Source organism: Streptomyces sp. GS7, from assembly GCF_009834125.1.
In the GTDB taxonomy this organism is placed as follows: domain Bacteria; phylum Actinomycetota; class Actinomycetes; order Streptomycetales; family Streptomycetaceae; genus Streptomyces.
The window spans coordinates 8,967,906-8,993,319 of the sequence record NZ_CP047146.1 but is presented as its reverse complement, the minus strand read 5'-3'; the positions used below and the strand labels follow the sequence as shown (position 1 = coordinate 8,993,319).

19 protein-coding genes and 1 pseudogene are annotated in these 25,414 nt (G+C 71.1%); 12 read left to right on the top strand and 8 right to left on the bottom strand.

Annotated elements, in window-relative coordinates; genetic code table 11:
• Positions 1 to 364 precede the first annotated feature (364 nt).
• A complete protein-coding gene (gene hisC, locus GR130_RS39255; RefSeq protein WP_159509453.1) occupies positions 365 to 1,444 on the top strand; it encodes a histidinol-phosphate transaminase in 1,080 nt (359 codons plus the stop codon).
• Positions 1,445 to 1,541: 97 nt separating this feature from the next.
• On the opposite strand, the gene GR130_RS39250 is transcribed toward hisC, so the two are convergent.
• A complete protein-coding gene (locus tag GR130_RS39250) occupies positions 1,542 to 1,937 on the bottom strand; it encodes a cyclophilin-like fold protein (protein WP_159509451.1) in 396 nt (131 codons plus the stop codon).
• Between the two features lie 249 nt (positions 1,938 to 2,186).
• Between GR130_RS39250 and GR130_RS39245 the strand changes: the two genes are divergently transcribed.
• From GR130_RS39245 to GR130_RS39230, 4 genes are all read left to right on the top strand, one after another.
• On the top strand, positions 2,187 to 3,695 hold the full coding sequence (locus GR130_RS39245) for a cytochrome ubiquinol oxidase subunit I (protein ID WP_159509449.1): 1,509 nt from the start codon (positions 2,187 to 2,189) through the stop codon (positions 3,693 to 3,695).
• Between the two features lie 8 nt (positions 3,696 to 3,703).
• Entirely contained in the window at positions 3,704 to 4,705 is a 1,002-nt protein-coding gene (cydB, locus tag GR130_RS39240) for a cytochrome d ubiquinol oxidase subunit II (protein ID WP_159509447.1), read from the top strand.
• Positions 4,706 to 4,753: 48 nt separating this feature from the next.
• On the top strand, positions 4,754 to 8,389 hold the full coding sequence (cydD, locus tag GR130_RS39235) for a thiol reductant ABC exporter subunit CydD (RefSeq protein ID WP_159509445.1): 3,636 nt from the start codon (positions 4,754 to 4,756) through the stop codon (positions 8,387 to 8,389).
• Between the two features lie 128 nt (positions 8,390 to 8,517).
• Positions 8,518 to 10,194 carry a sensor histidine kinase gene (locus GR130_RS39230; protein WP_159510528.1) on the top strand — a complete coding sequence of 559 codons (1,677 nt, stop codon included), beginning with the start codon at positions 8,518 to 8,520 and terminating at the stop codon, positions 10,192 to 10,194.
• 188 nt (positions 10,195 to 10,382) lie between these two features.
• Here the strand turns inward: GR130_RS39230 and GR130_RS39225 are convergent, their stop codons facing one another.
• On the bottom strand, positions 10,383 to 11,360 hold the full coding sequence (locus tag GR130_RS39225) for an HAD-IIB family hydrolase (RefSeq protein WP_159509443.1): 978 nt from the start codon (positions 11,358 to 11,360) through the stop codon (positions 10,383 to 10,385).
• A gap of 173 nt (positions 11,361 to 11,533) precedes the next feature.
• Between GR130_RS39225 and GR130_RS39220 the strand changes: the two genes are divergently transcribed.
• From GR130_RS39220 to pspAB, 3 genes and pseudogenes are all read left to right on the top strand, one after another.
• A complete protein-coding gene (locus GR130_RS39220; RefSeq protein ID WP_201305124.1) occupies positions 11,534 to 12,433 on the top strand; it encodes an LLM class flavin-dependent oxidoreductase in 900 nt (299 codons plus the stop codon).
• Positions 12,434 to 12,639: 206 nt separating this feature from the next.
• Positions 12,640 to 13,538, top strand: a pseudogene (gene htpX, locus GR130_RS39215) (zinc metalloprotease HtpX).
• A 72-nt stretch (positions 13,539 to 13,610) separates the two neighbouring features.
• Entirely contained in the window at positions 13,611 to 14,174 is a 564-nt protein-coding gene (gene pspAB / locus GR130_RS39210; protein ID WP_159509441.1) for a PspA-associated protein PspAB, read from the top strand.
• Between the two features lie 62 nt (positions 14,175 to 14,236).
• Here the strand turns inward: pspAB and GR130_RS39205 are convergent, their stop codons facing one another.
• Together GR130_RS39205 and GR130_RS39200 are read right to left on the bottom strand one after the other, a co-directional pair.
• A complete protein-coding gene (locus tag GR130_RS39205) occupies positions 14,237 to 14,779 on the bottom strand; it encodes an RNA 2'-phosphotransferase (protein ID WP_159509439.1) in 543 nt (180 codons plus the stop codon).
• 99 nt (positions 14,780 to 14,878) lie between these two features.
• Positions 14,879 to 15,511 carry a PadR family transcriptional regulator gene (locus GR130_RS39200; protein ID WP_159509437.1) on the bottom strand — a complete coding sequence of 211 codons (633 nt, stop codon included), beginning with the start codon at positions 15,509 to 15,511 and terminating at the stop codon, positions 14,879 to 14,881.
• 191 nt (positions 15,512 to 15,702) lie between these two features.
• Between GR130_RS39200 and GR130_RS39195 the strand changes: the two genes are divergently transcribed.
• Positions 15,703 to 16,293 carry a hypothetical protein gene (locus GR130_RS39195; RefSeq protein ID WP_159509435.1) on the top strand — a complete coding sequence of 197 codons (591 nt, stop codon included), beginning with the start codon at positions 15,703 to 15,705 and terminating at the stop codon, positions 16,291 to 16,293.
• A complete protein-coding gene (locus GR130_RS39190; protein ID WP_159509433.1) occupies positions 16,290 to 17,642 on the top strand; it encodes a carotenoid oxygenase family protein in 1,353 nt (450 codons plus the stop codon). Before GR130_RS39195 ends, GR130_RS39190 begins: the two co-directional genes overlap by 4 nt.
• A 165-nt stretch (positions 17,643 to 17,807) precedes the next feature.
• Here the strand turns inward: GR130_RS39190 and GR130_RS39185 are convergent, their stop codons facing one another.
• The 4 genes from GR130_RS39185 to GR130_RS39170 form a co-directional block, all read right to left on the bottom strand.
• The gene (locus GR130_RS39185; RefSeq protein ID WP_159509431.1) at positions 17,808 to 19,097 is read right to left on the bottom strand and encodes a MerR family transcriptional regulator; all 1,290 of its coding nucleotides are present in this window, start codon (positions 19,095 to 19,097) and stop codon (positions 17,808 to 17,810) included.
• A gap of 312 nt (positions 19,098 to 19,409) precedes the next feature.
• Entirely contained in the window at positions 19,410 to 20,327 is a 918-nt protein-coding gene (locus GR130_RS39180; RefSeq protein WP_159509429.1) for a metal-dependent hydrolase, read from the bottom strand.
• A 115-nt stretch (positions 20,328 to 20,442) separates the two neighbouring features.
• Complete coding sequence (locus GR130_RS39175; RefSeq protein WP_159510526.1) at positions 20,443 to 22,212, bottom strand: SDR family oxidoreductase; 1,770 nt, start codon at positions 22,210 to 22,212, stop codon at positions 20,443 to 20,445.
• Positions 22,213 to 22,271: 59 nt separating this feature from the next.
• Positions 22,272 to 23,138, bottom strand: a complete 867-nt coding sequence (locus GR130_RS39170; protein ID WP_159509427.1) for a M24 family metallopeptidase — start codon at positions 23,136 to 23,138, stop codon at positions 22,272 to 22,274.
• 274 nt (positions 23,139 to 23,412) lie between these two features.
• Here GR130_RS39170 and GR130_RS39165 point away from each other — a divergent pair, with 274 nt between their 5' ends.
• A complete protein-coding gene (locus GR130_RS39165) occupies positions 23,413 to 24,507 on the top strand; it encodes an ABC transporter ATP-binding protein (RefSeq protein WP_159509425.1) in 1,095 nt (364 codons plus the stop codon).
• On the top strand, positions 24,504 to 25,397 hold the full coding sequence (locus GR130_RS39160) for an ABC transporter permease (RefSeq protein WP_159509423.1): 894 nt from the start codon (positions 24,504 to 24,506) through the stop codon (positions 25,395 to 25,397). The genes GR130_RS39165 and GR130_RS39160 overlap by 4 nt, the downstream gene beginning before the upstream one ends.
• The last annotated feature ends 17 nt before the right edge of the window (positions 25,398 to 25,414 follow it).

Below are 25,414 nucleotides of genomic sequence, written 5' to 3'. Positions count from 1 at the left end.
AGCGGGTGACCACAGACAGCCCTGAGAAGGCACGTTTCTGCATGGTGATATGCCGTCAACATCCTTGGAAACTAAAGGAGTTGGCGCTCTTCCTGGTCGTTCGACGGGAGATCTGATGGCTCTGCCTGTCGATGGGACCAGGTCTCGAAGAGGTCTCAAGTCACCTTGACGAGGGATGCGCGCCACGGAGTGAGCCACCGGCGCACAGCTTCACGAGTGGCGCGCCCCTGGGGGCGCACGCCGGACGCCCGGCGCGGCCGGGTCCGGGGAGGCTCTCCTTTTTGGGGCTGCCGCCCGGCGGGGCAATCCTCATAAGGTGTGCAGTATTGGAGACGAGCGGGACGGTTTTTGAGGAGGACCTGCGGTGAGCGAGAAGACCCCGAAGCTGCGTACTGCGCTGGACGGCATCCCCACGTACAAGCCGGGCCGGCCGGCGGCGACCGGCGGGCGGGTGGCGTACAAGCTGTCCTCCAACGAGAACCCCTATCCTCCGTTGCCGGGTGTCATGGAGAGCGCGGTGGCGGCTGCAGGGTCCTTCAACCGCTACCCGGACATGGCGTGTGCCGGACTGATGGCCGAGCTGGCCGAGCGGTTCTCGGTGCCGGTGGAGCACCTGGCGACCGGCACCGGTTCGGTCGGGGTGGCCCAGCAGCTGATCCAGGCGACGGCCGGGCCGGGCGACGAAGTGATCTACCCCTGGCGGTCGTTCGAGGCGTACCCGATCATCACCCAGATCTCCGGGGCGGCCTCCGTCAAGGTGCCGCTGACCCCCGGTGAGGGCCACGACCTGGAGGCGATGCTGGCGGCGATCACCGACCGGACCCGGCTGATCTTCGTCTGCAACCCCAACAACCCGACCGGCACCGTGGTGCGCCGGGCGGAGCTGGAGTCGTTCCTGGACCGGGTGCCGGGCGATGTCCTGGTCGTGCTGGACGAGGCGTACCGCGAGTTCATCCGCGACGAGGAGGTGCCGGACGGCATCGAGGTCTACCGGGACCGCCCCAACGTCTGCGTGCTGCGGACCTTTTCCAAGGCGTACGGCCTGGCGGGGCTGCGGATCGGCTTCGCGGTGGCGCACGAGCCGGTGGCCGCGGCGCTGCGCAAGACTGCGGTGCCGTTCGGGGTGAGCCAGCTGGCGCAGGACGCGGCGGTGGCCTCGTTGCGCAGCGAGGCGGCGCTGCTGGAGCGGGTCGAGGCGCTGGTCGCCGAGCGGACCCGGGTGTTCGACGGGCTGGTCGGCCAGGGCTGGACGGTTCCCGAGTCGCAGGCGAACTTCGTCTGGCTGCGGCTGGGGGAGCGGACGACCGACTTCGCGGCGGCGTGCGAGCGGGCCGGGGTGGTCGTGCGGCCGTTCCCCGGTGAGGGCGTGCGCGTGACGATCGGCGAGAAGCCGGCGATGGATCTGTTCCTGCGGGCGGCGGAGGAGTTCCGCAAGGAGCTGTGAGCCGGCGGCGGGCACAGCGCCTTCGCCGGCATCGCACCGAGGCCGTGGGTCCGCCGACCCGCGGCCTCCGGTCGTCTGTGCCGGCTGGGTCTGGCGCTCAGGCCCGCTCTACGTGAATGACGTCGCCGTCGCGGACGGTGGCCAGGGCGCGCGGGTCGCCGTCGACGCGGCCCAGCACGTTGCAGGGCGAGGCGAGGCGGCACTCTCCCCCGAACTCTGTTTGGGGGGACCCCCAGCCACGGGATATCGGGGTGGGGCCGTACGGGAGCGCGAGCGCGTTGCCCTCGGTCCAGAAGGCGACGGTGCCGGGGTCGACGACCTGGCGGGCGCCGGCTTCCAGGGCGGGTGTGAGGCCGGTGTCGAAGTAGACCTCTTCGCCCCATGTGTGCGCGGTGGCCTGGAGGGGCAGCGCGGCGATCAGCGTCGCCGCGGTCGGGGTGTCGTCGAGGGTGGCGGTCAGATGCCCGGCGGGCCAGGAGATTCGGATCTTCATGGGGACGAATTCAACAATATGTTGAAGTCCGAGGGAAGGGTGCGTACGTAACCTCGGGATAAGCGTTCACGCGCCATGGAATCGAGCGTGACCGCAGTCACGTACCCCCCTTCCTCAAGGCCGAAAGGCGATAGGAGATAATGCTTGTGAATGTGAACGCGTTCACAAGCTCGGTCCCAGTATGTACCGCTTTATGTGACGCAAAAGGGACATTGCCGTGGTGTAGCGGCGACGTAAGGAGGCAGCGACGTGGAACTGGCTCTGGCGCCAGAGACTATGGCGCGCTGGCAATTCGGCATCACGACCGTCTACCACTTCCTCTTCGTCCCCCTGACGATCTCCCTCGCCGCTCTGGTGGCCGGACTGGAGACCGCATGGGTGCGAACGGGAAAGCAGCAGTACCTGAAGGCCACCAAGTTCTGGGGCAAGCTGTTCCTGATCAATATCGCGATGGGTGTCGTCACCGGCATCGTCCAGGAGTTCCAGTTCGGCATGAACTGGTCGGACTACTCGCGGTTCGTCGGTGACATCTTCGGTGCCCCGCTCGCCTTCGAAGCCCTCATAGCGTTCTTCTTCGAGTCCACCTTCATCGGGCTGTGGATCTTCGGCTGGGACAAGCTGCCGAAGAAGATCCACTGCTTCTGCATGTGGATGGTCTCGATCGGCACGATGCTGTCCGCGTACTTCATCCTCGCGGCCAACTCCTGGATGCAGCACCCGGTCGGCTACAAGTACAACCACGCCACCGGCCGTGCCGAGCTGACCGACTTCTGGAAGGTGCTGACCCAGGACACCACCCTGGTCGTCGTCTTCCACACCCTCACCGCCGCCTTCCTGACCGGTGCGGCCTTCATGGTGGGCATCTCCGCCTACCACCTGATGCGCAAGAAGCACGTCAAGGTCATGCGGACGTCGCTGCGGCTCGGGCTGGTCACGCTCGTCATCGCCGGACTGCTCACCGCGGTCAGCGGTGACTCGCTCGGCAAGGTGATGTTCAAGCAGCAGCCGATGAAGATGGCGTCCGCCGAGGCGCTGTGGGACACCGCGGCACCCGCGCCGTTCTCGGTCTTCTCGTACGGCGACGTCGCCAAGGGCCACAACAAGGTCGCCATCGAGATACCCGGTCTGCTCTCCTTCCTCGCCCACAGCGACTTCTCGTCGCCGGTCCCCGGCATCAACGACGTCAACAGGTCCGAGCAGCAGAAGTTCGGGCCCGGCGACTACCGGCCCAACATCCCGGTCACGTACTGGGGTTTCCGCTGGATGATCGGCTTCGGCATGACGTCCTTCGCCGTCGGACTGGCCGGGCTCTGGCTCACCCGGAAGAAGTTCTGGCTCGCGCCGTCGCTGCGTACCGGCGACGAGGAACCACCGCACCTCGCCCTCACCAAGCACCGGACACTCGGTGCCCGTCTGTCCAAGTGGTACTGGTCGCTGGCCTTCGTCACCCTCGGCTTCCCGCTCATCGCGAACTCGTGGGGCTGGATCTTCACCGAGATGGGCCGCCAGCCCTGGGTGGTCTACGGCGTGCTGCGCACCCGTGACGCGGTCTCGCCCGGCGTCTCGCAGGGCGAGGTGATCACCTCGCTGATCGTCTTCACCACGCTCTACGCGATCCTCGCCGTGATCGAGATCAAGCTGCTGGTGAAGTACGTCAAGGCCGGCCCCCAGGAGCTCTCCGACTCCGACCTCAACCCGCCCACCAAGATCGGCGGCGACACCTCAGACGCCGACCGGCCGATGGCCTTCTCGTACTAGGAGGCGCTGTGCAACTCCACGACGTCTGGTTCGTCCTCATCGCCGTCCTCTGGACCGGGTACTTCTTCCTCGAAGGCTTCGACTTCGGAATCGGCGTGCTCACCAAGCTCCTCGCCCGCGACCGCAGCGAGAGGCGCGTACTGATCAACACCATCGGGCCGGTCTGGGACGGCAACGAGGTCTGGCTGCTCAGCGCGGGCGGCGCGACCTTCGCGGCCTTCCCCGACTGGTACGCCACCCTCTTCTCCGGGTTCTATCTGCCGCTGCTGCTGATCCTGGTCTGCCTGATCGTGCGCGGCGTCGCGTTCGAGTACCGCGCCAAGCGGCCCGAGGAGCGCTGGCAGCGCAACTGGGAGCATGCGATCTTCTGGACCTCGCTGCTGCCCGCGGTGATGTGGGGCGTGGCGTTCGGCAACATCGTGCACGGCGTGCGGATCGACGCGCACAAGGAGTACGTCGGCAGCGTCCTGGACCTGCTGAACCCGTACGCGATCCTCGGCGGGCTGGTCACGCTGACGCTGTTCACCTTCCACGGTGCGGTGTTCGCGTCGCTGAAGACCGTCGGCGACATCCGGGAACGGGCGCGCAGGATGGCGGGTGTGCTCGGGCTGGTCACGGCGGTGCTCGCGGTCGGCTTCTTGGGCTGGACCCAGGCCGACAAGGGCGACGGCACCAGCCTGATCGCCATGGTGGTCGCGGTGGTCGCGCTGGTCGCGGCGCTCGGGGCCAACAAACTCGGGCGCGAGGGCTGGGCGTTCGCCTTCTCCGGGATCACCATCGCCGCCGCGGTCGCGATGCTGTTCCTGACGCTCTTCCCGAACGTGATGCCGTCCACGTTGAACGAGAGCTGGAACCTCACGGTCAGCAACGCCTCGTCCAGCCCCTACACCCTGAAGATCATGACCTGGTGCGCCGGGATCGCCGCACCGATCGTGGTGCTCTACCAAGCGTGGACCTATTGGGTGTTCCGTAAGCGGATCGGCACCCAACACATCGCCGAAGCCCACTAGCTGAGCCCCGCCCCGCGCGGCGGACCTCAGGAGAACGGAAGGTTTCACGTGAAACCGGTCGACCCACGTCTGCTCCGATACGCCCGTGCCACCCGCGGATTCCTCATCGCGGTGGTGGTGCTCGGGCTTGCCGGAGCGGGCCTGGTCGTCGGCCAAGCCATGCTGATCGCCGAGATCGTGGTCGGCGCCTTCCGTCACGACCTCGAACTCGGCGCTCTGACCACTCCGTTGGCGCTGCTCGCCGCGGTCTCCGTCGGCCGCGGGGTGGTCTCCTGGCTCACCGAGCTGGCCGCGCACCGCGCCAGTGCGGCGGTCAAGTCCGAGCTGCGGATGCGGCTGGTCGAGCGGGCGGCGCTGCTCGGGCCGGGGGCGACGGTGCGGCAGGCGGCGGGCGGTGCGGGCGGCGGCGCGGAGAGCGCCGCGCAGGACGGCACTCTGGAGATGCGTACCGGGGAACTCACCACCCTGGCGACCCGCGGTATCGACGCCCTGGACGACTACTTCTCCCGCTATCTGCCGCAGTTGGGGCTGGCGGTGGTGGTCCCCGTGGCGGTGCTGGCCCGGATCGCCACCGGTGACTGGATCTCCGCGCTGACGATCGTCGTCACCCTGCCGCTGATCCCGCTCTTCATGATCCTCATCGGCTGGGCCACCCAGTCGCGGATGGACCGCCAATGGCGGCTGCTCGCCCGGCTGTCCGGGCACTTCCTCGACGTCGTCGAGGGGCTGCCGACCCTCAAGGTCTTCGGCCGGGCCAAGGCCCAGGCCGCCTCCATCCGCGCCATCACCGGCGAGTACCGCCGGGCGACCCTGCGCACCCTGCGGATCGCCTTCCTCTCGTCGTTCGCCCTGGAACTCCTCGCCACCATCTCCGTGGCGCTGGTCGCGGTCGGCATCGGCATGCGCCTGGTGAACGGCGAACTCGACCTCTACACAGGGCTGATGGTGCTGGTGCTGGCTCCCGAGGCGTATCTGCCGCTGCGGCAGGTGGGTGCGCAGTACCACGCCGCGGCCGAGGGGCTGTCCGCCGCCGAGGAGGTCTTCGCCGTACTGGAGACCCGGCCGCGGACGCCCGGTACCGCGCCCGCGCCCGAGGGCACCGCGCTGACCGTCGAGGGGCTGGTGGTCCGGCACCCCGGTCGCGCCGACGACTCGCTTCCGGCGACCTCGTTCGAGGTCCGGCCCGGGGAGACCGTCGCCCTGGTCGGCCCGTCGGGCGCCGGCAAGTCCACGCTGCTGAGCGTGCTGCTCGGCTTCACCGCACCGTCCGAGGGGCGGGTGCTGGCCGACGGCCAGGACATCGCGGCCCTCGCCCCCGAGAGCTGGCGCGGCCGGATCGCCTGGGTGCCGCAGCACCCGCACCTCTTCGCAGGGACCATCGCCGCGAACGTACGGCTGGCCCGGCCGGACGCGGAGGACGCGGCGGTGCGCACCGCCCTGGAGGACGCGGGCGCGCTGGAGTTCGTCGACGCGCTGCCCGAGGGCCTGGCCACCAGGCTCGGCGAATCCGGCGCCGGGCTCTCCGCCGGGCAACGGCAGCGCCTCGCGCTCGCCCGCGCTTTCCTGGCCGACCGCCCGATCCTGCTGCTGGACGAGCCCACCGCGAACCTGGACGGTGAGACGGAGGAGGCCGTCGTGGCGGCCGTCCGCCGGCTCGCGGCCGGGCGTACGGTCCTGATGGTCGTGCACCGGCCGGCGCTGCTGGCGGTGGCCGACCGGACGGTGCGGATGGCGGGTGCCACGGCTGCTGACGCGGTGGAGACCGCCGCGGCTGCGGACTCCGGCTCCGGTTCGGGTTCCGTTCCGGTCCGGGCGGTGGAGCCCGGGGCCGTGCGTGAGGACGCCCTGCCCGGCTCCGGCGGCGGTTCGGCGCTGCGCCGGCTGCGACGGACGGCCGGCGCCCGCCGGTCGCGCTTCGCGCTCGCACTGCTGCTGGGGAGCCTTGCGCTGGGCAGCGCGGTCGGCCTGATGGCGACCTCCGGGTGGCTGATCTCGCGGGCCTCGCAGCAGCCGCCGGTGCTGTATCTGATGGTGGCGGTGACCGCGACCAGGGCGTTCGGCATCGGGCGCGCGGTCTTCCGGTACGCCGAGCGGCTGGTGGCGCACGACGCGGTGTTCCGGATGCTCGCCGACGTACGGGTGGCGGTCTTCCGGCGGTTGGAGCGGCTGGCCCCGGCCGGCCTCAAGGAGCGGCGCCGCGGCGACCTGCTGTCGCGGCTGGTGGCGGATGTCGACGCGGTGCAGGACTACTTCCTGCGCTGGCTGCTGCCCGTCGGGGCGGCGCTGCTGGTCGGTGCGGGCACGGTCGGGTTCACCGCCTGGCTGCTGCCCGAGGCCGGGGCGATCCTCGCGGCCGGGCTGCTGCTCGCGGGTGCCGGGGTGCCCGCACTGTCGGGTGCGCTGGCCCGCCGGGCGGAGCGCCAACTGGCGCCGGCCCGCGGGGTCCTGTCCACCGGGGTCGTCGATCTGCTCACCGGGACGGCCGAGTTGACGGTGGCCGGCGCCATCGGAGCGCGTACCGAAGCGGTGCGGCGCGCGGACCGGGATCTGACCCGGATCGCGTCCCGTTCGGCGGCGGCGGCCGGGGCCGGCGCGGGCCTTTCGGCGCTGCTGTGCGGGCTGACCGTCGTCGCCGCGGCGGTGGTTGGCGTCCAGGCGGTGCACGCGGGGCGGCTGGAAGGGGTGGCGCTGGCCGTCATCGTGCTCACGCCGCTCGCCGCGTTCGAGGCGGTGGCCGGGCTGCCGCTCGCCGTGCAGTACCGCCGGCGTACCCGGCACGCCGCCGAGCGGGTCTTCGAGGTGCTGGACGCCCCGGCGCCGGTCGGTGAGCCGGCCGTGCCCGCCTCCGCTCCCGACGCCCCCTTCCCGCTGGCCGTACGGGACCTGACCGCGCGTCACGCCGGGCAGGACCGGCCGGCGCTGGACGGTGTCGGGTTCACGCTGCCGGCCGGTCGCCGGCTCGCGGTGGTCGGCCCGTCCGGCTCCGGCAAGACCACCCTCGCGCAGCTGCTGCTGCGCTTCCTGGACCGGGAGTCGGGGACGTACACCCTGGCCGGGACGGACGCCGGAGTGCTGGACGGCGACGCGGTGCGGCGGATGGTCGGGCTGTGCGCGCAGGACGCGCACATCTTCGACAGCTCGCTGCGGGAGAACCTCCGGCTCGCGCGCCGGGACCCGGACCGGGGCCCGGCCGATGACCGGGACCTGTGGGACGCCCTCCGCCGGGCACGGCTGGCGGACTGGGTGCGCGGGCTGCCCGACGGGCTCGACACGATGGTCGGCGAGCACGGCGCCCGGCTGTCCGGTGGCCAGCGGCAGCGGCTGGCCCTGGCCCGTGCGCTGCTCGCGGACTTCCCGGTGCTCGTCCTGGACGAGCCCGCCGAACACCTCGACCTGGCCACCGCCGACGCGTTGACCGCCGATCTGCTGGCCGCTACCGAGGGCCGTACGACGGTCCTGATCACCCACCGGCTCACCGGCCTCGACGCGGTCGACGAGGTCCTGGTCCTGGATCGGGGCCGGGCCGTGCAGCGCGGCGGATATGCGGAGCTGGCCGCGGCCGACGGCCCGTTCCGGCGGATGCTGGAGCGCGAGCGGGCGGTGGACGCGGCATATCCGCAGATGCTGGCGCCGGGCACCCACGGGGCCGCGATGGAGGGTACTGCCCTGGTGCCGGCCCAGTAGGCCACCATGACCGCATAACCGGACTTTCCTCGGAAATGCGACCTTATTAGGCTCGGGGCATGTCAGCCACGGCAGGAACCCCGTCGGACCCCGCGCGCCTGGGGGGCCTCGACGCGAGTCCCGACCCCATGGACGCCGCCACCGAGGCCACCCGCAGCCTCCAGGGGCTGTCGTCCGAGCTGACCGCGCGGGTGCCGCAGCTGCTGGAGGCGATGCGCACGGTCGGCGCGGGGCTGGATCTGCACATCACCCTGGACCGGATCGTGGAGACCGCCGCCGAACTCGCCGACGCGCGCTATGCCGCGATCGGGATCATCGACGACGCCCGCGAGGGGCTGTCGGACTTCGTCACGTACGGCGTGACCGCGGAGCAGCACCGGCGGATCGGTGCGCTGCCCGACGGCCACAAGGGCCTGCTCGGCGCGCTCATCCACGAGCCGCGGGCGCTGCGGCTCGCCGACCTCACCCAGGACTCCCGGTCGGCCGGGTTTCCGCCGGGGCATCCGCCGATGCGCACGTTCCTGGGAGTGCCGATCCGGGTCCAGGGCGAGATCTTCGGCAATCTCTATCTGACCGAGAAGCGCGGGGGGGAGTTCAGCGAAGAGGATCTGCACATGGTGCGGGTGCTCGCCACCGAGGCCGGTATCGCGATCGGCAACGCCCGGCTGTACGCGGCGACCCGGCAGCGGGAGCGGTGGATCGACGGTTCGGTGGCGGTGACCACCGAGCTTCTCGCCGGCAGCGATGTCGACGAAGCGCTCGCGGTGGTCGCCGAGCAGGCCAGAAAGCTCGCGGATTCGGCGGCCGGCATCGTGCTGCTGCCCGATGAGGAGGGCGGCTTGGAGATCGTCGCGGTGTCGGCGGACGACCCCACCGGGATCATGGGCACCCAGATCCCGCCCGACAGCCCGGTGGCCGAGCAACTCCTTGCCGGGGAGCCGGTGTTCGTGGACGACTCGGCCAGCGATCCACGCATGGTCACCGCCATCGCGCCGCGCTTCGGCCCGAGCATGATGCTGCCGCTCAAGAGCGGTGGCCGGGTGCTCGGCACGCTCGCCACACCGCGGGGCCGCGGCGGACGCCCGTTCACCGCCGCCGAGCGGACGCTCGCCACCCAGTTCGCGGCGCAGGCCGCGCTGGCGCTGGTACTGGCCGACGCCCAGCGCGACCGGGAGCGGCTCGCGGTCTACGAGGACCGCGACCGCATCGCCCGTGATCTGCACGACCTCGTCATCCAGCGGCTGTTCGCGACCGGGATGATGCTGGAGACGGCGCAGCGCCGATCCGAAGTGCCGGAGGTGGCGCGGGGCGTCGGCAAGGCCGTCGACGAACTCGACGTGACCATCCAGGAGATCAGGACCGCGATCTTCGCCCTCCAGCAGGGCCCGGCCGAGGCGCCGTCGGGGCTGCGGACCCGGGTGCTGCGCGAGATCGGCACCGCCGCCGTGCCGCTCGGCTTCCAGCCGTCGGCGCATTTCGTCGGCCCGGTCGACGCCCGGGTCGGGGAGCTGACCGGCAAGAATCTGATCGCCGCGCTGCGCGAGGCGCTGTCGAACGCCTTCCGGCATGCGGCGGCATCGCGGATCGAGGTGGTGGTCGACGCGACCGTCACGCTGCCGGACGGCGCAGACGGCGTCCGGCTGACGGTCGCCGACGACGGCGTCGGGATCGCGGAGGGAGGCCGCCGCAGCGGTCTCAAGAACCTCGCCAAACGAGCAGAGTCGCTGGGCGGATCGAGCACCTACGGCCCGGGGCTGGGGGAGGACGGCACCGGGACGATGGTGATGTGGGAGGCGCCGCTCTGAGCGGCGTGCCCGGGACCGAAGGCCGACCCGGCAGCGAGCCGTCGCGCTGTTTCACGTGAAACGGTGCAGCAAGGTGAAACAGCCTGAGCGAGGAGAGCGCCCCCGGCGAGGCCCGCCGTGAAGCGGGCCGTTTCACGTGAAACAGTGCAGCCCGTGAAACGTCGCCGGGCTCGGCGCTGCGGCCCGCCTCAGCCCTGCCGGAGGATCCGCTCGATGACGACTGCGACGCCGTCGTCGTTGTTGGAATCCGTACGGCGTGTGGTCGCGGCCAGCACGTCCGGGTGCGCGTTGGCCATGGCGTACGAGGTGCCGGCCCAGGTGAGCATCTCGATGTCGTTCGGCATGTCCCCGAAGGCGACGACCTCGTCCGGCGAGATCCCGCGCTCGGCGCAGCAGCGGGCGAGGGTGCCGGCCTTGCTGACTCCCAGGCCGCTGATCTCCAGCAGCGCGGTGGGGCTGGACCGGGTGAACGAGGCCAGATGGCCCGCGGCGGTACGGGCCAGGGCGAGAAAGGCGTCGGGGTCCATCTCGGGGTGGTGCGCGAGCAGCTTGAGCACGGGCTGGTCGGCGCCCGTGTCGCCGTCGGCGGCGCCCGCCGCGCCCGGCCCGGCCGGATCGGCGTCGGACGAATACGGGCCGTCGGTGCCGGCGCCGGCTTCCGGCTCCGCGGTCAGTGGCGGGGCGAAGCCCTCGGCGAGGAGCTTCTCCGCCGGGGCGATGGCGGCGGCCGGGTCGAGGAGGAAGGGCGGGTACTGCGGCTCGTAGTGGATGCCGCCGGTGCGCTCCACGGCGAACGAGGTGCCCGGCGCCGCGGCGCGCAGGGCGTGCACGACATCGAGCGCGACGGCGCGGTCCAGCTGGCTGACCTCGACGATCCGGTAGCCGCGGTGGAGATCGACGACGGCCGCGCCGTTCGCACAGATCGCCAGGCCGTGCCCGTGGACGTGGTCGCTGACCACGTCCATCCAGCGGGCCGGGCGCCCGGTGACGAAAAAGACCTCGATGCCGGCCTCTTCCGCGGCGGCGAGTGCGGCGATCGTCCGGTCGGAGACCGTCTTGTCGTCGTGCAGCAGGGTGCCGTCGAGATCGGTGGCGATCAACCGGGTGGGCCGGGGCGTCACGGCCGGCTCGGGCGCGCGGGGTGGCGTGGCGGAGGCGTCAGTCACGGGGCCATCTTCGCGTACCGGTACGCACAGGCGTGCGGTGGGTGGCGCAGATGAGCCGCTGCGGCGGGCGCGGGGGCCGACCGGGGGCAGGCGAGAGCGGCGTTGGCGGGCCGGCCCGGGGCCGCTCCCGAGGCCGGATCCGATCGCTCCGAGACGGCCGTAGGCTCGGAGGTATGCGACTGAGCACTGTGATCCTGCCCGTCCGCCGTTGGTCCGAAGGCGGAAAGGAGGTGTGGCAGCGCGCCGAGGAGCTGGGCTTCCACGCCGCGTACACCTATGACCACCTCTCCTGGCGGAGCTTCCGCGACCAGACCTGGTTCGGCGCCGTCCCGACGCTGACCGCAGCCGCCGCCGCGACCTCCCGGATGCGGCTGGGCACCCTCGTCACCTCGCCGAACTTCCGGCACCCGGTCACCCTCGCCAAGGAACTGATCTCGCTCGACGACATCAGCGACGGCCGGTTCACCCTGGGCATCGGTGCCGGCGGCAACGGCTTCGACGCCACCGCGCTCGGCCACGAGGCGTGGTCCCCGCGCGAACGGGCCGACCGTTTCGCGGAGTTCACGGCACTGCTCGACGAGCTGCTGACCCAGGACGCCGTCTCCTACCGGGGCGAGCACTACTCGGCCGACGAGGCGCGCAACATCCCCGGCTGTGTGCAGCGACCGCGGCTGCCGTTCGCGGTGGCGGCCACCGGGCCGCGCGGACTGCAGCTGGCGGCCCGCCACGGCCAGGCGTGGGTGACGACCGGTGACCCCAAGGTCGCGAACGCGGGCGGTACGCCGGCCGAGTCGCGGGAGGCGATCCGCGGGCAGATCGAGCGCTTGGAGAAGGCGTGCGCCGACCTGGGACGCGACCCCGCCGAACTGCGGAAGATCATGCTGACCGGCTTCTCCCCGGACCGTCCGCTGGAGTCCCTGGACGCCTTCGTGGACTTCGCCGGCAGCCATGCCGAGCTGGGCTTCGACGAGCTGGTCGTCCACTGGCCGATCGCCGATTCCGTCTTCGAGGCCGATACTGCGGTCTTCGAGCGAATCGCCACGGAGGGGCTGGCCCAGCTGGGTGCCCGATAGGGCCATCTCCGATGGGTCAGGGGTGGCGGCCTTGCGGTGACCCGGTCGGTTTCCCCAGGTGTCCGGCCCGGGTTTTACCCCGTATATAGCCTCGAAGAGGGAGAATCGGGACAGCGGCGCAGTGTGCGGTACGTGGCGCGCGGAGGCTGGACGGCGCGCGACGGGGTCGGGACACTGCGCGAAGTGCGGTGCGTTGTGGAGGAGCCATGGCACAGACCCGATTCGCCCCGGACCGCGGGCTGACCTCGCGCATGGTGACGACGATGTTCTTCATCGGACTGCTGTACGTCGTGGTCGTCGGCGCGCTGTGGTGCTGCTCAAGGGCGCCTGGGTGGTGGTGCTGCTGATCTCGGGCGCCATGTTCGTCGCGCAGTTCTGGTACAGCGACCGGATCGCCGCCTTCAGCATGGGTGCGCGCGAGGTCACGCCGGAGCAGGCTCCCGAGCTGCACGGCGCCGTGGACCGGCTGTGCGCGCTGGCCGATATGCCCAAACCACGGGTCGCGATCGCCGAGTCGGATGTGCCGAACGCCTTCGCGACCGGCCGCAATCAGAAGAACTCGATGGTGTGCGCCACGACCGGGCTGCTCAGGCGGCTGGAGCCGGAGGAACTGGAGGGCGTGCTGGCGCATGAGCTCTCCCACGTCGCGCATCGCGATGTGGCGGTGATGACCATCGCCTCGTTCCTCGGCGTACTGGCCGGAATCATCACCCGTGCTGCCCTGTGGAGCGGCGTCGGGCGCAACAACCGGGACCAGAACGCGGCCATCGCCGTGCTGATCGTCACCGCCGTCAGCGTGGTGGTCTACGCCATCAGCTTCCTGCTGACCCGGCTGCTGTCCCGCTACCGCGAACTGTCCGCCGACCGGGCCGCCGCCCTGCTGACCGGCCGCCCCTCGGCGCTGGCCGCGGCGCTGACGAAGGTCACCGGCCAGATCGCCCGGATCCCGACCGAGGACCTGCGCAAGGCCCAGCCGTTCAACGCCTTCTACTTCGCGCCGGCGTTCAACAAGGAGACGTTCAGCCAGCTGCTGTCCTCGCACCCGACGCTGGAGCAGCGGCTCGACCAGCTCGGCCGGATCGCGGCGGAGCTGGGGCGGCCGTGAGCGGCAGGGACGGCCGGCGCGGCGGTGACCGCGCCGCATCACCGGAGCAAGGGATCAAGGAGTAATCCGCGCATGGGATTTCTGGACGCCATCCTCGGCCGCAGCAAGCCGGTACGCCCCGATCTCGACCAGCTCTTCGCGCTGCCGTCCGCCGCCGTCACCCTCCAGGCGGCGGCAGGCTTCGAGCCCACCGGTCTGGGGTCGGTGTGTTTCGCGAGTGTCGAGGGCGGGGCGTTCTCGCGGATCCAGGAGGAGGCGCGGTCCCTCCTGGACGGATCGGTGGAGTTCACCCAGGACTCCTACGGATATACGTGGCTGCTGGTGCGGCACTCCCCGGAGGATGTCGCGGGTCTGGTCAATGATCTCCACGCGGTCAACACGTCCCTGGAGGAGGCGGGTTTCGGCCCGCAGTTGCTGTGCTCGCTGTTGGGTTTCCGCGATGCGCGGCAGCGGTCGCTGGCGCTGGTGTACCTCTACAAGCGCGGCACGTTCTACCCCTTCGCCCCCCAGGCCGGGGGCGGCGAGAAGCGGGACAACCCGCTCGAACTGCAGGTACGGGCGATGCTCGGGGACGATCTGTCGATCGAGCAGGATCTGGCGCGGTGGTTCCCGGTGTGGGGTGCACCCGGTCTCTGAAGGCGCCGCCGACCTGGAGTGCCGCCCTGGAGTCCGCCCTGGACTTCGGTGCCGGACGAGGCTCAGCCGGGGAAGCGGAGGAACTCCGGCGGCACGCGGTCGGTCAGCCAGACCCCGTTGGCGCTGACACGGAAGACGTGGCCCCTCCGGTGCATCGCGGTTGCGTCGACCGTCAACACGACGGCCTTGCCGCGCCGCGCGCCCACCCGGGTCGCGGTCTCCCGGTCCGGCGAGAGGTGCACGGCATGCCGGGACATCGGCCGCAGCCCCTGCTCCCGTATGGCGGCGACGCTGCGGGCCACCGTGCCGTGAAAGAGGTGGTCGGGCGGTACCGCCGGCGGCAGGCCGAGGTCGATGGGCACGGAGTGGCCCTGATTGGCGCGGATCCGGCCGTCCTCCAGGGCGTAGCGCTGCTTGTCGCTGCCGGCGACCACCGCCTCCAACTCCGCCCGGGAGAAGGGAAATCCATGCCGCGCGGCCGCTTCGACGAGCTCCGTCACCGGGACCCACCCCCGCGCGTCGAGGGCGATGCCGATCCGCTCCGGCTCATGGCGCAGATGCTTCGCCAGGTACTTCGAGATGCGTACGGAACGCTGGTGGTTCATGCCTCCAGGATGCTGCGGCGCGGGTGCTGCGGCATCCGAATTCCCCGGCACTGACGGGTCGGCGGGCGGACGGGCGGGCCCGTCGGCGCGGAGCGCGCGTCACTCGCCGCCGGACCGCTCCGGGCTCGCCCCGCCTGCGTCGTCCTGCCGCCCGCCGCCGTTCTGCGGCGACCTGGGATGCCTCCCGCGGGCCAGTTCGCTCGCCTTCCTGGCCTTCGCGCCGGTCACCTCCTCGGCGGCCCAGCGGGCCCACTCCTCCTGGGTCGCCGACATCCGCAGACCGAACTCCAGGGCGATCCGGCCGTAGACGGAGATCATCTCGTCGTCCCAGTCGGAAACCTCGTCGATCTGCTCGTACGCGGCGTGCGCACGGGCGGCTGACTCGGCCTGGGTGAGGAGATAGGCGCGCGCTTCGAGTGGCGTGAGGAGGCCGAGGAAGAAGACGCGCAGCAGACCGTCGTGGCGCTGCGGGCCGCTGGGCGCGATGTCCGTGAGCCAGTGGCGCAGTTCGGCCAGGCCGTCCTCGGTGATCGCGTATTCCTTGCGACCCCGCGGGCCGTGGGCCGTCACCTCGACGAGGCCGGCGGTCGTGAGCTTGTTGAGCTCGCCGTACACCTGGCTCTGGGTCGCCGGCCAGACGCTGGTGAGCGAGGCGTTGAACAGCTTCATCAGGTCGTAGCCGCTCGCCGGCGATTCGGACAGCAGGCCCAGAACGGCATGTCTCAAGCTCATGGTCAACACTTTACCTTCCACTTTCGACATGTCAAAGATGGACTTTCCATCTTCGACATGTCAGAGTTGGAATGTGGCTGGGGGTGGAGCCGTCCAGGGTCCCGATCGCATGCTGCGGTCGCCGCCCGGCCTTGGTGCTGTGTGCCGTCGCCGACCCGCCGTGAGCGGGCGCGAGCAAAGAGGGGGGAATCATGAACTATCTGCGGGGCTTCATCCCGTGGCTTGTCTTCGCGGGGGTGTCCTCCGTGGGCTGGCAGTGGGGCGCACTCGCCGGTCTGGCCGCCTCGGCGGTGCTGCTCATAGCGGACCGTGCCGCGGGACTGTCGCTCGAAGCGCGACTGCTGGATTACGGCACGATCGTGTACTTCGCGGGCCTCGCCGTGCTGGCCTTCGTCCGCCCCGACAGCGGCCTCAAGGTGTACAGCAGTGCGCTGTCGGTGGGCTGGCTGGCTCTCATCGCCTGGGTGTCGATCGCCGTCCGGCGTCCCTTCACGCTGGCGATCGCGCGCCGGATGGCCCCGCCCGAGGTCTGGCGGATGCCCCTGTTCCACCGCATCAATGTCGTGCTCACCGCCGCCTGGGCGCTGTCCTTCACCGTCACCGCGATCGCCCAGGTCGTCATCGCCGCCTACGGCATGAGCGCGGTCTTCTCGATCCTCGTCCAGATCGCCGCATTCGTTCTTCCCGTCCGCTTCACCGCCACCTATCCGGAACGGGCCCGGGCCCGTTTCCGGCAGCAGGCCGGCGCGCAGCTCGACACCCAGGGGGGCCTGGCCTCATGAGCACCACATCACCGGCAGCGGTATCCGAATCCTCCGCTCCCGCACCGCACCTGGCCGGAAACTTCGCCCCGGTCATGGACGAACTGACCGCCTACGACCTCCCGGTCACCGGCGCCATCCCGCCGGAACTCACCGGCTGGTATCTGCGCAACGGCCCCAACCCGAGGGACGCGGCCAGCCCGCACTGGTTCTTCGGCGACGGCATGGTCCACGGCGTGCGTCTGGAAGGCGGCCGGGCCGTCTCCTACCGCAATCGCTGGGTCCGCACCTCGACCTTCACCGACGGCATCCGGGTCAGGGACGCACAGGGGCGCCGGAATCCGGCGGCGGGTGTGGCCAACACCCATGTCGTCCGGCATGCCGGACGCACCCTGGCACTGGTCGAGTCGTCCTTTCCGTACGAGATCGACTGCCGTCCCGGCCATGAGCTGGAGAGCGTGGGTCCGCATGACTTCGGCGGCCGGCTCACCACCGCCATGACCGCCCACCCCAAGACCTGCCCTACCACCGGTGAGCTGCACTTCTTCGGCTACGGCCACGCGGCACCGCCCTACCTGACCTATCACCGGGCCGACGCACAAGGGCAGTTGGTGGTCAGCCGCCCCGTCGACGTCCCGGCGGCGACGATGATGCACGACTTCCATCTGACGGCCCGCCATGTCGTCTTCATGGACCTCCCGGTCGTCCATGACCGCGACCGCCCCGGTATGCCCTACAGCTGGGATCCGGAGTACGGCGCTCGGCTGGGCGTACTGCGCCGCGACGATCCGTACGGGCAGGTCCACTGGCTGTCCATCGACCCCTGCTACGTCTTCCACTCCCTCAATGCCCATGACGACGGCGAGCAGCGGATAGTCCTCTACGTCTCGCGCTACGCCGCGCTCGACGGGCGCGCCGCCCCGCCCTGCCTGTGGCGCTGGACGATCGATCTCGCCTCCGGAACGGTGGCCGAGGAACAACTCGACGACCAAGCCGGCGAGTTCCCCCGTATCGACGACCGCCTGGCCGGACAGCCCGTCCGCTTCGGCCATGTGTCAGCAGGCGAGTCGCCCGGCACGGGACCGATACCGGGCGCCCTGCTCCGCTACGACCTGGAGACGGGAGCGGTCGTCCGCCATGACTTCCGCCCGGGACGCACCCCGGGAGAGGCGGCCTTCGCCCCCGCGGACGACCGGCCGGGCGGTCCGGGCTGGCTGATCACCTACGTCTATGACGTGACCACCGATACCAGCGATCTCGTCATCCTCGACGCGGAGGACATATCCGCCGACCCTGTCGCCACGGTCCGTCTTCCGCGGCGTGTTCCGTACGGATTCCACGGCAACTGGCTCCCGGATACGGCTGGTTGAGGCAACCCGGAGGGGTGGCCGGGGAGGGGCGCCCGGCTCGGTCTTTGACAACTGCAGAGAGAAGCAGAAGAGAAAGGGCCGGGAGAGTCCGCGGAGAGCCGCTGAGGAGGGGCTGCGAGAGGGGCCGGCGAGACGCGAACCGTGGGACAGGTCGGTGGTGAGTGGTCAGCGGTCAGTGTGCGGGTCGTCGGCCGGGGCATGGGGAGCTTCGGTGCCCGGGGTGCCGGTGTCACTGCCCCGGGTAACGGGCGCCGCGGCATCCGGAGTCTCGCTGACGGCTCGGGCCTCGCGGGCGGCCGAGGCCAGGGCGTCCATGGTGCGCGCCTGCACCTCGCGGTGTGCGGCGGCGACGATGAAGGCGGCCGTGTTCTCCGGGCCCACCAAGCTCCGTACGGCCTGGACGGCCTCGGCGGGGAGGACGACCGTCTCGGAGCCCGGCGCGGAACGGGGGGCAGCGCCGGGCCCGAAGGCGGACTCCGGCTCGGGGGCCATTGCGGGCTCACGGTCGGGAGCCGACCCGGTGGCGGCATGAGGCACGGGAGCGGCATCCGGTCCAGCGTCGGCGGCCACTGCAGGGACGTGGGACGGCCGGGGAACATACGGGCTCTCGGACGCGCAGCCCACCCGCCCCGTCACCTTCCCGCGCCCGGACCCCACCTCTTCTTCCATCCCTTCCTCTTCCCCGCCGGTCTCCCGGCCGCTGAGCGGGAGTGCCTCCGCGAGGTGGTGCCGGAGGTACCGGGCGGCCAGGGTGCGCATGGCACGGGCGAGTTCGGCGTCGATGGTCTGCTGGGCCAGAGGGCGCAGACGGCGTACGAGCGCGGCGGCCTCCGCCGCTTCGGCCTCGGTGGGGGGATGGTCCAGGAACGGCTGGAAGACGTGCTCGGTGGTGAAGTCCAGGAAACGGGAGGCGATGTGCTCGACCTGTCCGCGCACCTCTCGCAGATGACCGGAGATCGCCAGGAGCGGGACACCCGCGGAGTGCAGTTCGGCGGCGACGGCGAGTTCCTGCGGACTGGGGACGAGGAACGTGTCGTCCTGGCCGGGGACGCGTTCCAGGACGCCCAGGTCGACGGCCTCGGCCACCGCCTTCTCGTGGGAGGTGCCACCGAAGGCGGAGTCCAGTTCGGCACGGGTGATGCGGGCGGCCTTCTCGTCGGTCCACGGCCCGTCGATCTCGGCGACCAGGCCCAGGACTCCACCGAGGCCGCGCCCCGTGTCCCAGGCTTCGAGGAGTTCCTTGATGCTGGCGAGGGTGTAGCCGCGGTCGAGCAGATCGGAGATCTGGCGCAGCCGGGCCAGGTGGGGGTCACCGTAGACATTGGCCCGGCCGCGGCGTTCCGGGCGCGGGAGCAGCCCCCGGTCCTGGTAGGCGCGGATGGTGCGGACCGTGGCGCCGCTGAGGTGGGCCAGGTCCTCGATGCGGTACTCGGCCGACGGTGGCTGCTCGGTCACTGCGGTGCTCCTTACGGGACGGCCCCCTCGGGGATGTGGCCGCGTGACAAGGTAGCCGCCGTACGGGCGGCTGCCCTACGGGGTGGGCGCGCTCCGGCCGACCGCCCTGCGAGGCGGCCGTCGGGCCGTGGTGCGAGGCGACCGCCGTACGGCAGGACTGCCGCGCCCGGCAGCCGCCTTGGGGCGGTCGTCCGGCGCGTCGGCTGCCGGGACGTCCGGGGGACTGCCGTGTTCACGGGCCGCCGACGGGTGAGGTGTCCATCGGCCGGCCAGGCGCCGCGGGAGGGCCGGCCGGGGGCGGGCGTCCGGGTGTTACGAGAGCGCCGCGCGGCCCACCGCGCCCGCCGCGGCGCGGGCCGCCGGGGAGGAGGCGAGGTAGGAGACGGCTGTGCGGAGCGAGCCTTCCTGGGAGGGATGGTACGACCGCCGCAGGTAGCGGGGTATCGCCGTGCCAAGTTCGCGCCAGCTGGGCAGCAGGCCCTTGTGGACGGCGCGGTTGTGCTCGCGCAGCGAATAGCGGGAGCGGACGGCGAGTTGCGGGTCGTGCCGCAGGAGGTAGGACGCGCCCCAGGTCCAGAGGTAGATCAGGACGGGGGCCGTCACGGACATGCCCAGGACGCGGCGGGCATAGCGGGCGGGTTCCTCACCGCCGGTGTGCTGGTACATGTCGAAGGCGACCGCGCGGTGTTCGACCTCCTCGGCGCCGTGCCAGCGCAGTAGGTCGAGCATCACCGGGTCGGGCCCGGCGCGGTCCAGGCCGTCGGCGTCCAGGACCCAGTTGCCGAGCACCGCGGTGAACTGCTCGATCGCGGCGATCAGCGAGAGCCGGAAGCGCAGCCACTCCGCCTCGGGGACCGGTAGTCCGAAGGGCGGCTTGTCACCGAGGAGGTAGGCGAAGAGGAAGTCGACGTGCCGGGTGTAGGGCGCGGTGTCGAGACCCTGATGGGCCAGGTGCTCCAGGACGTAGGAGTGCTGGACGCTGTGGGTGGCCTCCTGGCCCATGAACCCCTTGACGTCCTGGAGGAGTTGCTCGTCCCGGACCAGCGGGAGGGCTTCCTTGAAGACCTTGACGAACCACCGCTCGCCCGCCGGCAGCAGCAGATGCAGCACGTTGATGACGTGGGTGGCGGTGGGTTCGTCGGGTATCCAGTGCAGCGGTGTCCGGCGCCAGTCGAACGCGACCCGGCGTGGCGCGATGGTGCGGTGCTCCTGGGGACGTGGCGTGCTCATGCGCGGCTCCTGACGTGCGCGTGCTCCTGGTCTTGGTGGGGCGCGCCGCAGGCCGCGGGGTCGTCAGCCGGCGGCGCGCCGTGTGACGGGGCTTCGGACGGGTGGGCCGGAGCGGTTACACCGGCGGCTCGATGCGGGCGAGGGCGCGCAGCGCGCGCGGGGTGAAGCGGGACATCAGGTGGGCGCCGCGCGCCTCGGGGGTGACCGGCACCACGGCTTGGTTGCGGACCACCGCGCGCAGGATCGCGTCGGCGACCTTCTCGGGCGGGTAGTTGCGGAGGCCGTACATCCGTGCGGCCTTGGCCTGGCGGCGCTTCTCCTCGTCGGCGGAGACGCCGGTGAAGCGGGCGGTGCTGGTGATGGAGGTGTTGACGAGCCCGGGGCAGATGGCGGAGACGCCGATGCCCCGGCCGGCCAGCTCGGCGCGCAGACACTCGCTGAGCATGAGGACGGCCGCCTTGGAGGCGCTGTAGGCCGGCAGTATCCGGGACGGCTGGAAGGCGGCGGCCGAGGCGGTGTTGACGATGTGGCCGCCCTGTCCGCGGTCCGCCATCCGCTTGCCGAAGATCCGGCAGCCGTGGATGACACCCCACAGATTGACGTCCAGGACCTTCTTCCAGTCCTCGGTGCTGGTCTCCATGAAGGAGCCGGACAGGCCGATGCCGGCGTTGTTGACCAGGACGTCCACGGTGCCGTATTCGGCGTCGACCTTGTCGGCGAGCTTCTCCATCGCCGCCTCGTCCGCGACGTCGACGACCTCGCCCCATGCCTGCGGGGCACCGATCAGCCGCGCCATCTCGGCGGTGCGGGCGGCGCCCTCCGCGTCCCGGTCGACGGCGATGATCCGCGCGCCGGCCTCCGCGAACGCGAATGCCGTGGCTCGGCCGATGCCGCTGGCCGCGCCGGTCACCAGCACCAGCTGGCCGCCGAACCGATCGGCGTACGGGCCGGCGGCCACGACCTTCTTCGCCGGATCGCCTTCTTCCTTGGCGGTGATGAACTCGCCGATCCAGGAGATGAGTTGGTCGGGACGGGTGCGCGGCACCCAGTGCTTGGCCGGGAGGGTACGGCGGACGAGGTCGGGCGCCCACTGCTCCAGGTCGTCGTTCAGCCGCTGGGAGAGGAACGCGTCGCCGGTCGGGGTGATGAGCTGGACCGGGCAGTGCGCATAGGCGTCGGCGCGCGGGCGGCGCAGCCGGGCGCGGACGTTGTCGCGGTAGAGCCAGGCGCCGTGGGCAGCGTCGGTGGGCAGCGAAGCCGTCGGGTAGCCGCCGTCCGGCACCTTCTCCACCCTCTGGAGGATGGTCGGCCAGCGCTTGCCGAGCGGGCCTTTCCAGGCCAGTTCGGGGAGGACCGGGGTGTGCAGCATGTAGACATACCAGGACTTGGCGCCCTGGTTGAGCAGCTGGGCGGCCCGCCGGGGGGTGGGGCGCGCCATCCGCTTCTTGATCCAGTGGCCGAAGTGGTCCAGGGACGGCCCGGACATGGAGGTGAAGGAGGCGATCCGGCCCTCCGTGCGCCGTACGGTGGCGAACTCCCATGCCTGTACGGAGCCCCAGTCGTGGCCGACGAGGTGGACCGGGCGGCCGGGGCTGACGGCGTCCGCGACGGCCAGGAAGTCATCCGTCAGCTTCTCCAGGGTGAAGCCGCCGCGGAGCGGCTGCGGTGCGGTAGAGCGACCGCAGCCCCGGACGTCGTAGAGCACCACGTGGAAGCGCTCCGCCAGTCCGCGGGCGACCTCGGACCAGACCTCCTTGCTGTCCGGATAGCCGTGTACCAGCACCACCGTGGGCCGGCCCGGATCCCCGAGCTCGGCCACGCACAGCTCGATGCCGCCGGTCCGCACCCGGCGCTCCCTGGCCCCCTGGAGGCAGGCCCCGGCCACCGGCGGCCGCCCCCGCCCCGGCTGCCGGTCCTGACGCCCGTCCTGTCCACGTCCCGTGTTCACGCGGCCTTCTCCTCCTGCCAGCGCCGCACATGCGGCAGATCGTCGTCCAGCCAAAAGGCGCTTTCCTGCGGGTCCTTGGAGTCCGTGACGACCAGGATCTCCTCGAACTTGGCGCCGGTGCCCCGGAATCCGAGGTGTGGTTCGACCGCCCAGAGCCCCGGCTGCGGCGGGTGGTCGGAGAAGGTGTACGGGCTCCACAGAGGGGACCAGCCGTCGCGGTGCCCGTGCAGCGCGTCGGAGGCCAGGCCCTTGAGGGACTGGGTGCCGAACCCGAAGAGCGTCGGTGACCAGCGGCGCTGCTCGACCCGGTCGATCTTGTGCGCGATGACGCCGAAGGGGTAGGCGCGGTGGCGGTTGGCGTATCCCTGGCGCACCATCAAGCGGTCGACGTCCTCGTAGATCTCCTTGAGGGGGCGCCGTTCGCGGACCTCGCGCAGGATCAGGTCCCGGTGCGCTTCGAGGTCGGCGAGCAGCCGGTCGTGCACGGGGTTGAGACCGAGGCAGCCGGAGTAGCCGATGTCAGCGGTGAAGCCCTTGTGGACCGGTGCCATGTCGAGGATGAAGGGCATCCCCGGCTCCAGCTCGCGGTTGGTGGGGAAGAACTGCAGCGGAATGCGGAAGTTGACGAACGCGGTGCGGTCGCCGAACCACGCGAAGGGCAGATGGAACCAGTCCCGCACCCCGTGCTCGCGCAGCCACTCGCGCTGCATCCGCGCCGCCGCGCGCTCGGTGACCCCGGGTTTGAGCTGGGCGGCCACGGCTTCCGCGCAGGCGTAGGCGAGCCGCTGCACCTCCCGGAATCCCCTGAGTTCGGCGGTGCGATCTCCGGTTGCTGCTGAGGTCGCTGAGGTGACTGAGGCCATCGCCAACCGTCCGTCCGTAAGCGGTGCATCGCGGTACGTGCCCGTAACTTGACACTGATGAATGTGACAATGACCGGCGGCTGCGTCAAGGGGTGTGCGGTCGACGAGGTGCAGCACACGGCGATCCGGCCGGCGCCGCGGCCGACCGGAGGCGGTTGCTCCGGTGCTGCTCCGGTGCCGCGTACCCGCGACACCGGCCGCGGGTACCCGACCCCCTGGCCTCCGGAGCGGCTGAAAGCAGGAGACCCCTACGGGCATGTAGTACCGGAGGGGTATGCGGATACCACCGCCTGGGTTGACGACGGGTGTGGAGGGCGCCACTAGCGTCGAATGCGTGACAGTGATCGTGACCGAAAGCCTGAGCAAGCGGTACCCGCGGGTGACCGCCTTGGACCGGCTCTCCGTTGACATCGCCCCCGGCGTGACCGGCCTGGTGGGTGCCAACGGCGCCGGAAAGTCCACCCTGATCAAGATCCTTCTCGGTCTGGCCCCGGCCACCGAGGGGACCGCCCACGTCCTCGGCCTGGACGTCACCAAGGACGGCGGCACCATCCGTGAGCGGGTCGGCTACATGCCCGAGCACGACTGCCTGCCGCCGGACGTCTCGGCCACCGAATTCGTCGTGCACATGGCGCGGATGTCCGGCCTGCCGCCGACCGCCGCCCGCGAGCGCACCGCCGACACCCTGCGCCACGTCGGGCTGTACGAGGAGCGCTACCGCCCCATCGGCGGCTATTCGACGGGCATGAAGCAGCGGGTGAAGCTGGCCCAGGCACTGGTCCACGATCCGCAGCTCGTATTCCTGGACGAGCCCACCAACGGCCTGGACCCGGTCGGGCGGGACGAGATGCTCGGCCTGATCCGGCGCGTCCACACCGACTTCGGCATCTCCGTCCTGGTCACCTCCCACCTCCTCGGTGAGCTGGAGCGCACCTGCGATCACGTCGTCGTGATCGACGGCGGCAAGCTGCTGCGGTCCTCCTCCACGGACGAGTTCACCAAGGCCACCGCCTCGCTGGCCGTCGAGGTCACGGACACCGACGCGCATCCCGACGGCACCGAGGCGCTGCGCGCGGCCCTGGCCGCCGCGGGCGCCGTGGTGTCCACCGGCGGCCCGGGCACCGAGGGCTTCGCCTCCCCCGGGCATGTGCTGTTCGTCGAGGCGGCCGGCGAGCAGACCTACGACCTGGTGCGCGACACCGTCGCCGGGCTGGGACTCGGCCTGGTGCGGATGGAGCAGCGGCGGCACCAGATCGCCGAGGTCTTCCGGGACGCGGACGCCCGGACCGGCGCGCAAGCGGAGGGAAACGGGCCGGTGGAGCGGGACGCGGAGCGCCCCGCCGCCGTGGGCGGAGGTAACGGAGCATGAGTACGGAAACCACGCCCGGTGGGGCCTACATCCACAACATCGGCTACCGCCATTACGACGGCCCCCGTCTGGGCCGCGCGTATGCCCGGCGGTCACTGTTCTCGCAGAGTCTGCGCGGTGCGTACGGCCTCGGACGGTCCGCGAAGAGCAAGGTGCTGCCGATGCTGCTCTTCGGGGTGATGTGCCTGCCCGCCGGCATCATGGTCGCGGTGGCGGTGTTCACCAAGGCCGGCAGCCTGCCGATCGGCTACACCCGCTACGCCATCTACCTCCAGGCCGTCATCGGCCTCTATCTCGCCTCCCAGGCGCCGCAGTCGGTCTCGCGTGATCTGCGCTTCAAGACCGTTCCGCTGTATTTCTCCCGGCCCATCGAGCGGGCCGACTACGTCATGGCGAAGTTCGCGGCGATGGCCGGCGCGCTGTTCATCCTCACCGCAGCGCCGCTGGTGATCCTCTACGTCGGGGCACTGCTGGCGAAGCTGGACTTCCTCGACCAGACCAAGGGGTTCGGCCAGGGGCTGGTCTCCAGCGCCCTGCTCTCGCTGTTGTTCGCCGGGATAGGACTGGTGGTCTCGGCGCTCACTCCGCGCCGCGGGTTCGGCGTCGCCGCCGTGATCGCCGTACTCACCATCCCGTACGGAGCCGTCAGCGCCGTCCAGGGGATCGCCTCCTTCCGGGGCAGTGAAGCCGCCGTCGGCTGGCTCGGGCTGTTCTCCCCCATCACGCTGATCGACGGTGTGCAGTCGACGTTCCTGGGTGGCAGCAGTTCGTTCCCCAACGGCCAGACGCCGTCGACCGGCGCCGGAGTCGTCTACGTCCTCGTCACGCTGCTCCTCACAGCCGGCTGCTACGCCCTGCTGATGCGGCGCTACCGGAAGGCCGGCCTGTGACCGCCCGCCTGACGCCC

Bases quoted from the DNA above. Each gene is read 5' to 3' on its own strand.
- GR130_RS39200 (WP_159509437.1), bottom strand. From the start codon at position 15,511: ATGAGCTTGAGACATGCCGTTCTGGGCCTGCTGTCCGAATCGCCGGCG.
- pspAB (WP_159509441.1), top strand. From the start codon at position 13,611: ATGGGATTTCTGGACGCCATCCTCGGCCGCAGCAAGCCGGTACGCCCC.
- GR130_RS39190 (WP_159509433.1), top strand. From the start codon at position 16,290: ATGAGCACCACATCACCGGCAGCGGTATCCGAATCCTCCGCTCCCGCA.
- GR130_RS39165 (WP_159509425.1), top strand. From the start codon at position 23,413: ATGCGGATACCACCGCCTGGGTTGACGACGGGTGTGGAGGGCGCCACT.
- GR130_RS39160 (WP_159509423.1), top strand. From the start codon at position 24,504: ATGAGTACGGAAACCACGCCCGGTGGGGCCTACATCCACAACATCGGC.
- GR130_RS39230 (WP_159510528.1), top strand. From the start codon at position 8,518: ATGGACGCCGCCACCGAGGCCACCCGCAGCCTCCAGGGGCTGTCGTCC.
- GR130_RS39170 (WP_159509427.1), bottom strand. From the start codon at position 23,138: ATGGCCTCAGTCACCTCAGCGACCTCAGCAGCAACCGGAGATCGCACC.
- GR130_RS39180 (WP_159509429.1), bottom strand. From the start codon at position 20,327: ATGAGCACGCCACGTCCCCAGGAGCACCGCACCATCGCGCCACGCCGG.
- GR130_RS39250 (WP_159509451.1), bottom strand. From the start codon at position 1,937: ATGAAGATCCGAATCTCCTGGCCCGCCGGGCATCTGACCGCCACCCTC.
- GR130_RS39205 (WP_159509439.1), bottom strand. From the start codon at position 14,779: ATGAACCACCAGCGTTCCGTACGCATCTCGAAGTACCTGGCGAAGCAT.
- GR130_RS39195 (WP_159509435.1), top strand. From the start codon at position 15,703: ATGAACTATCTGCGGGGCTTCATCCCGTGGCTTGTCTTCGCGGGGGTG.
- GR130_RS39220 (WP_201305124.1), top strand. From the start codon at position 11,534: ATGCGACTGAGCACTGTGATCCTGCCCGTCCGCCGTTGGTCCGAAGGC.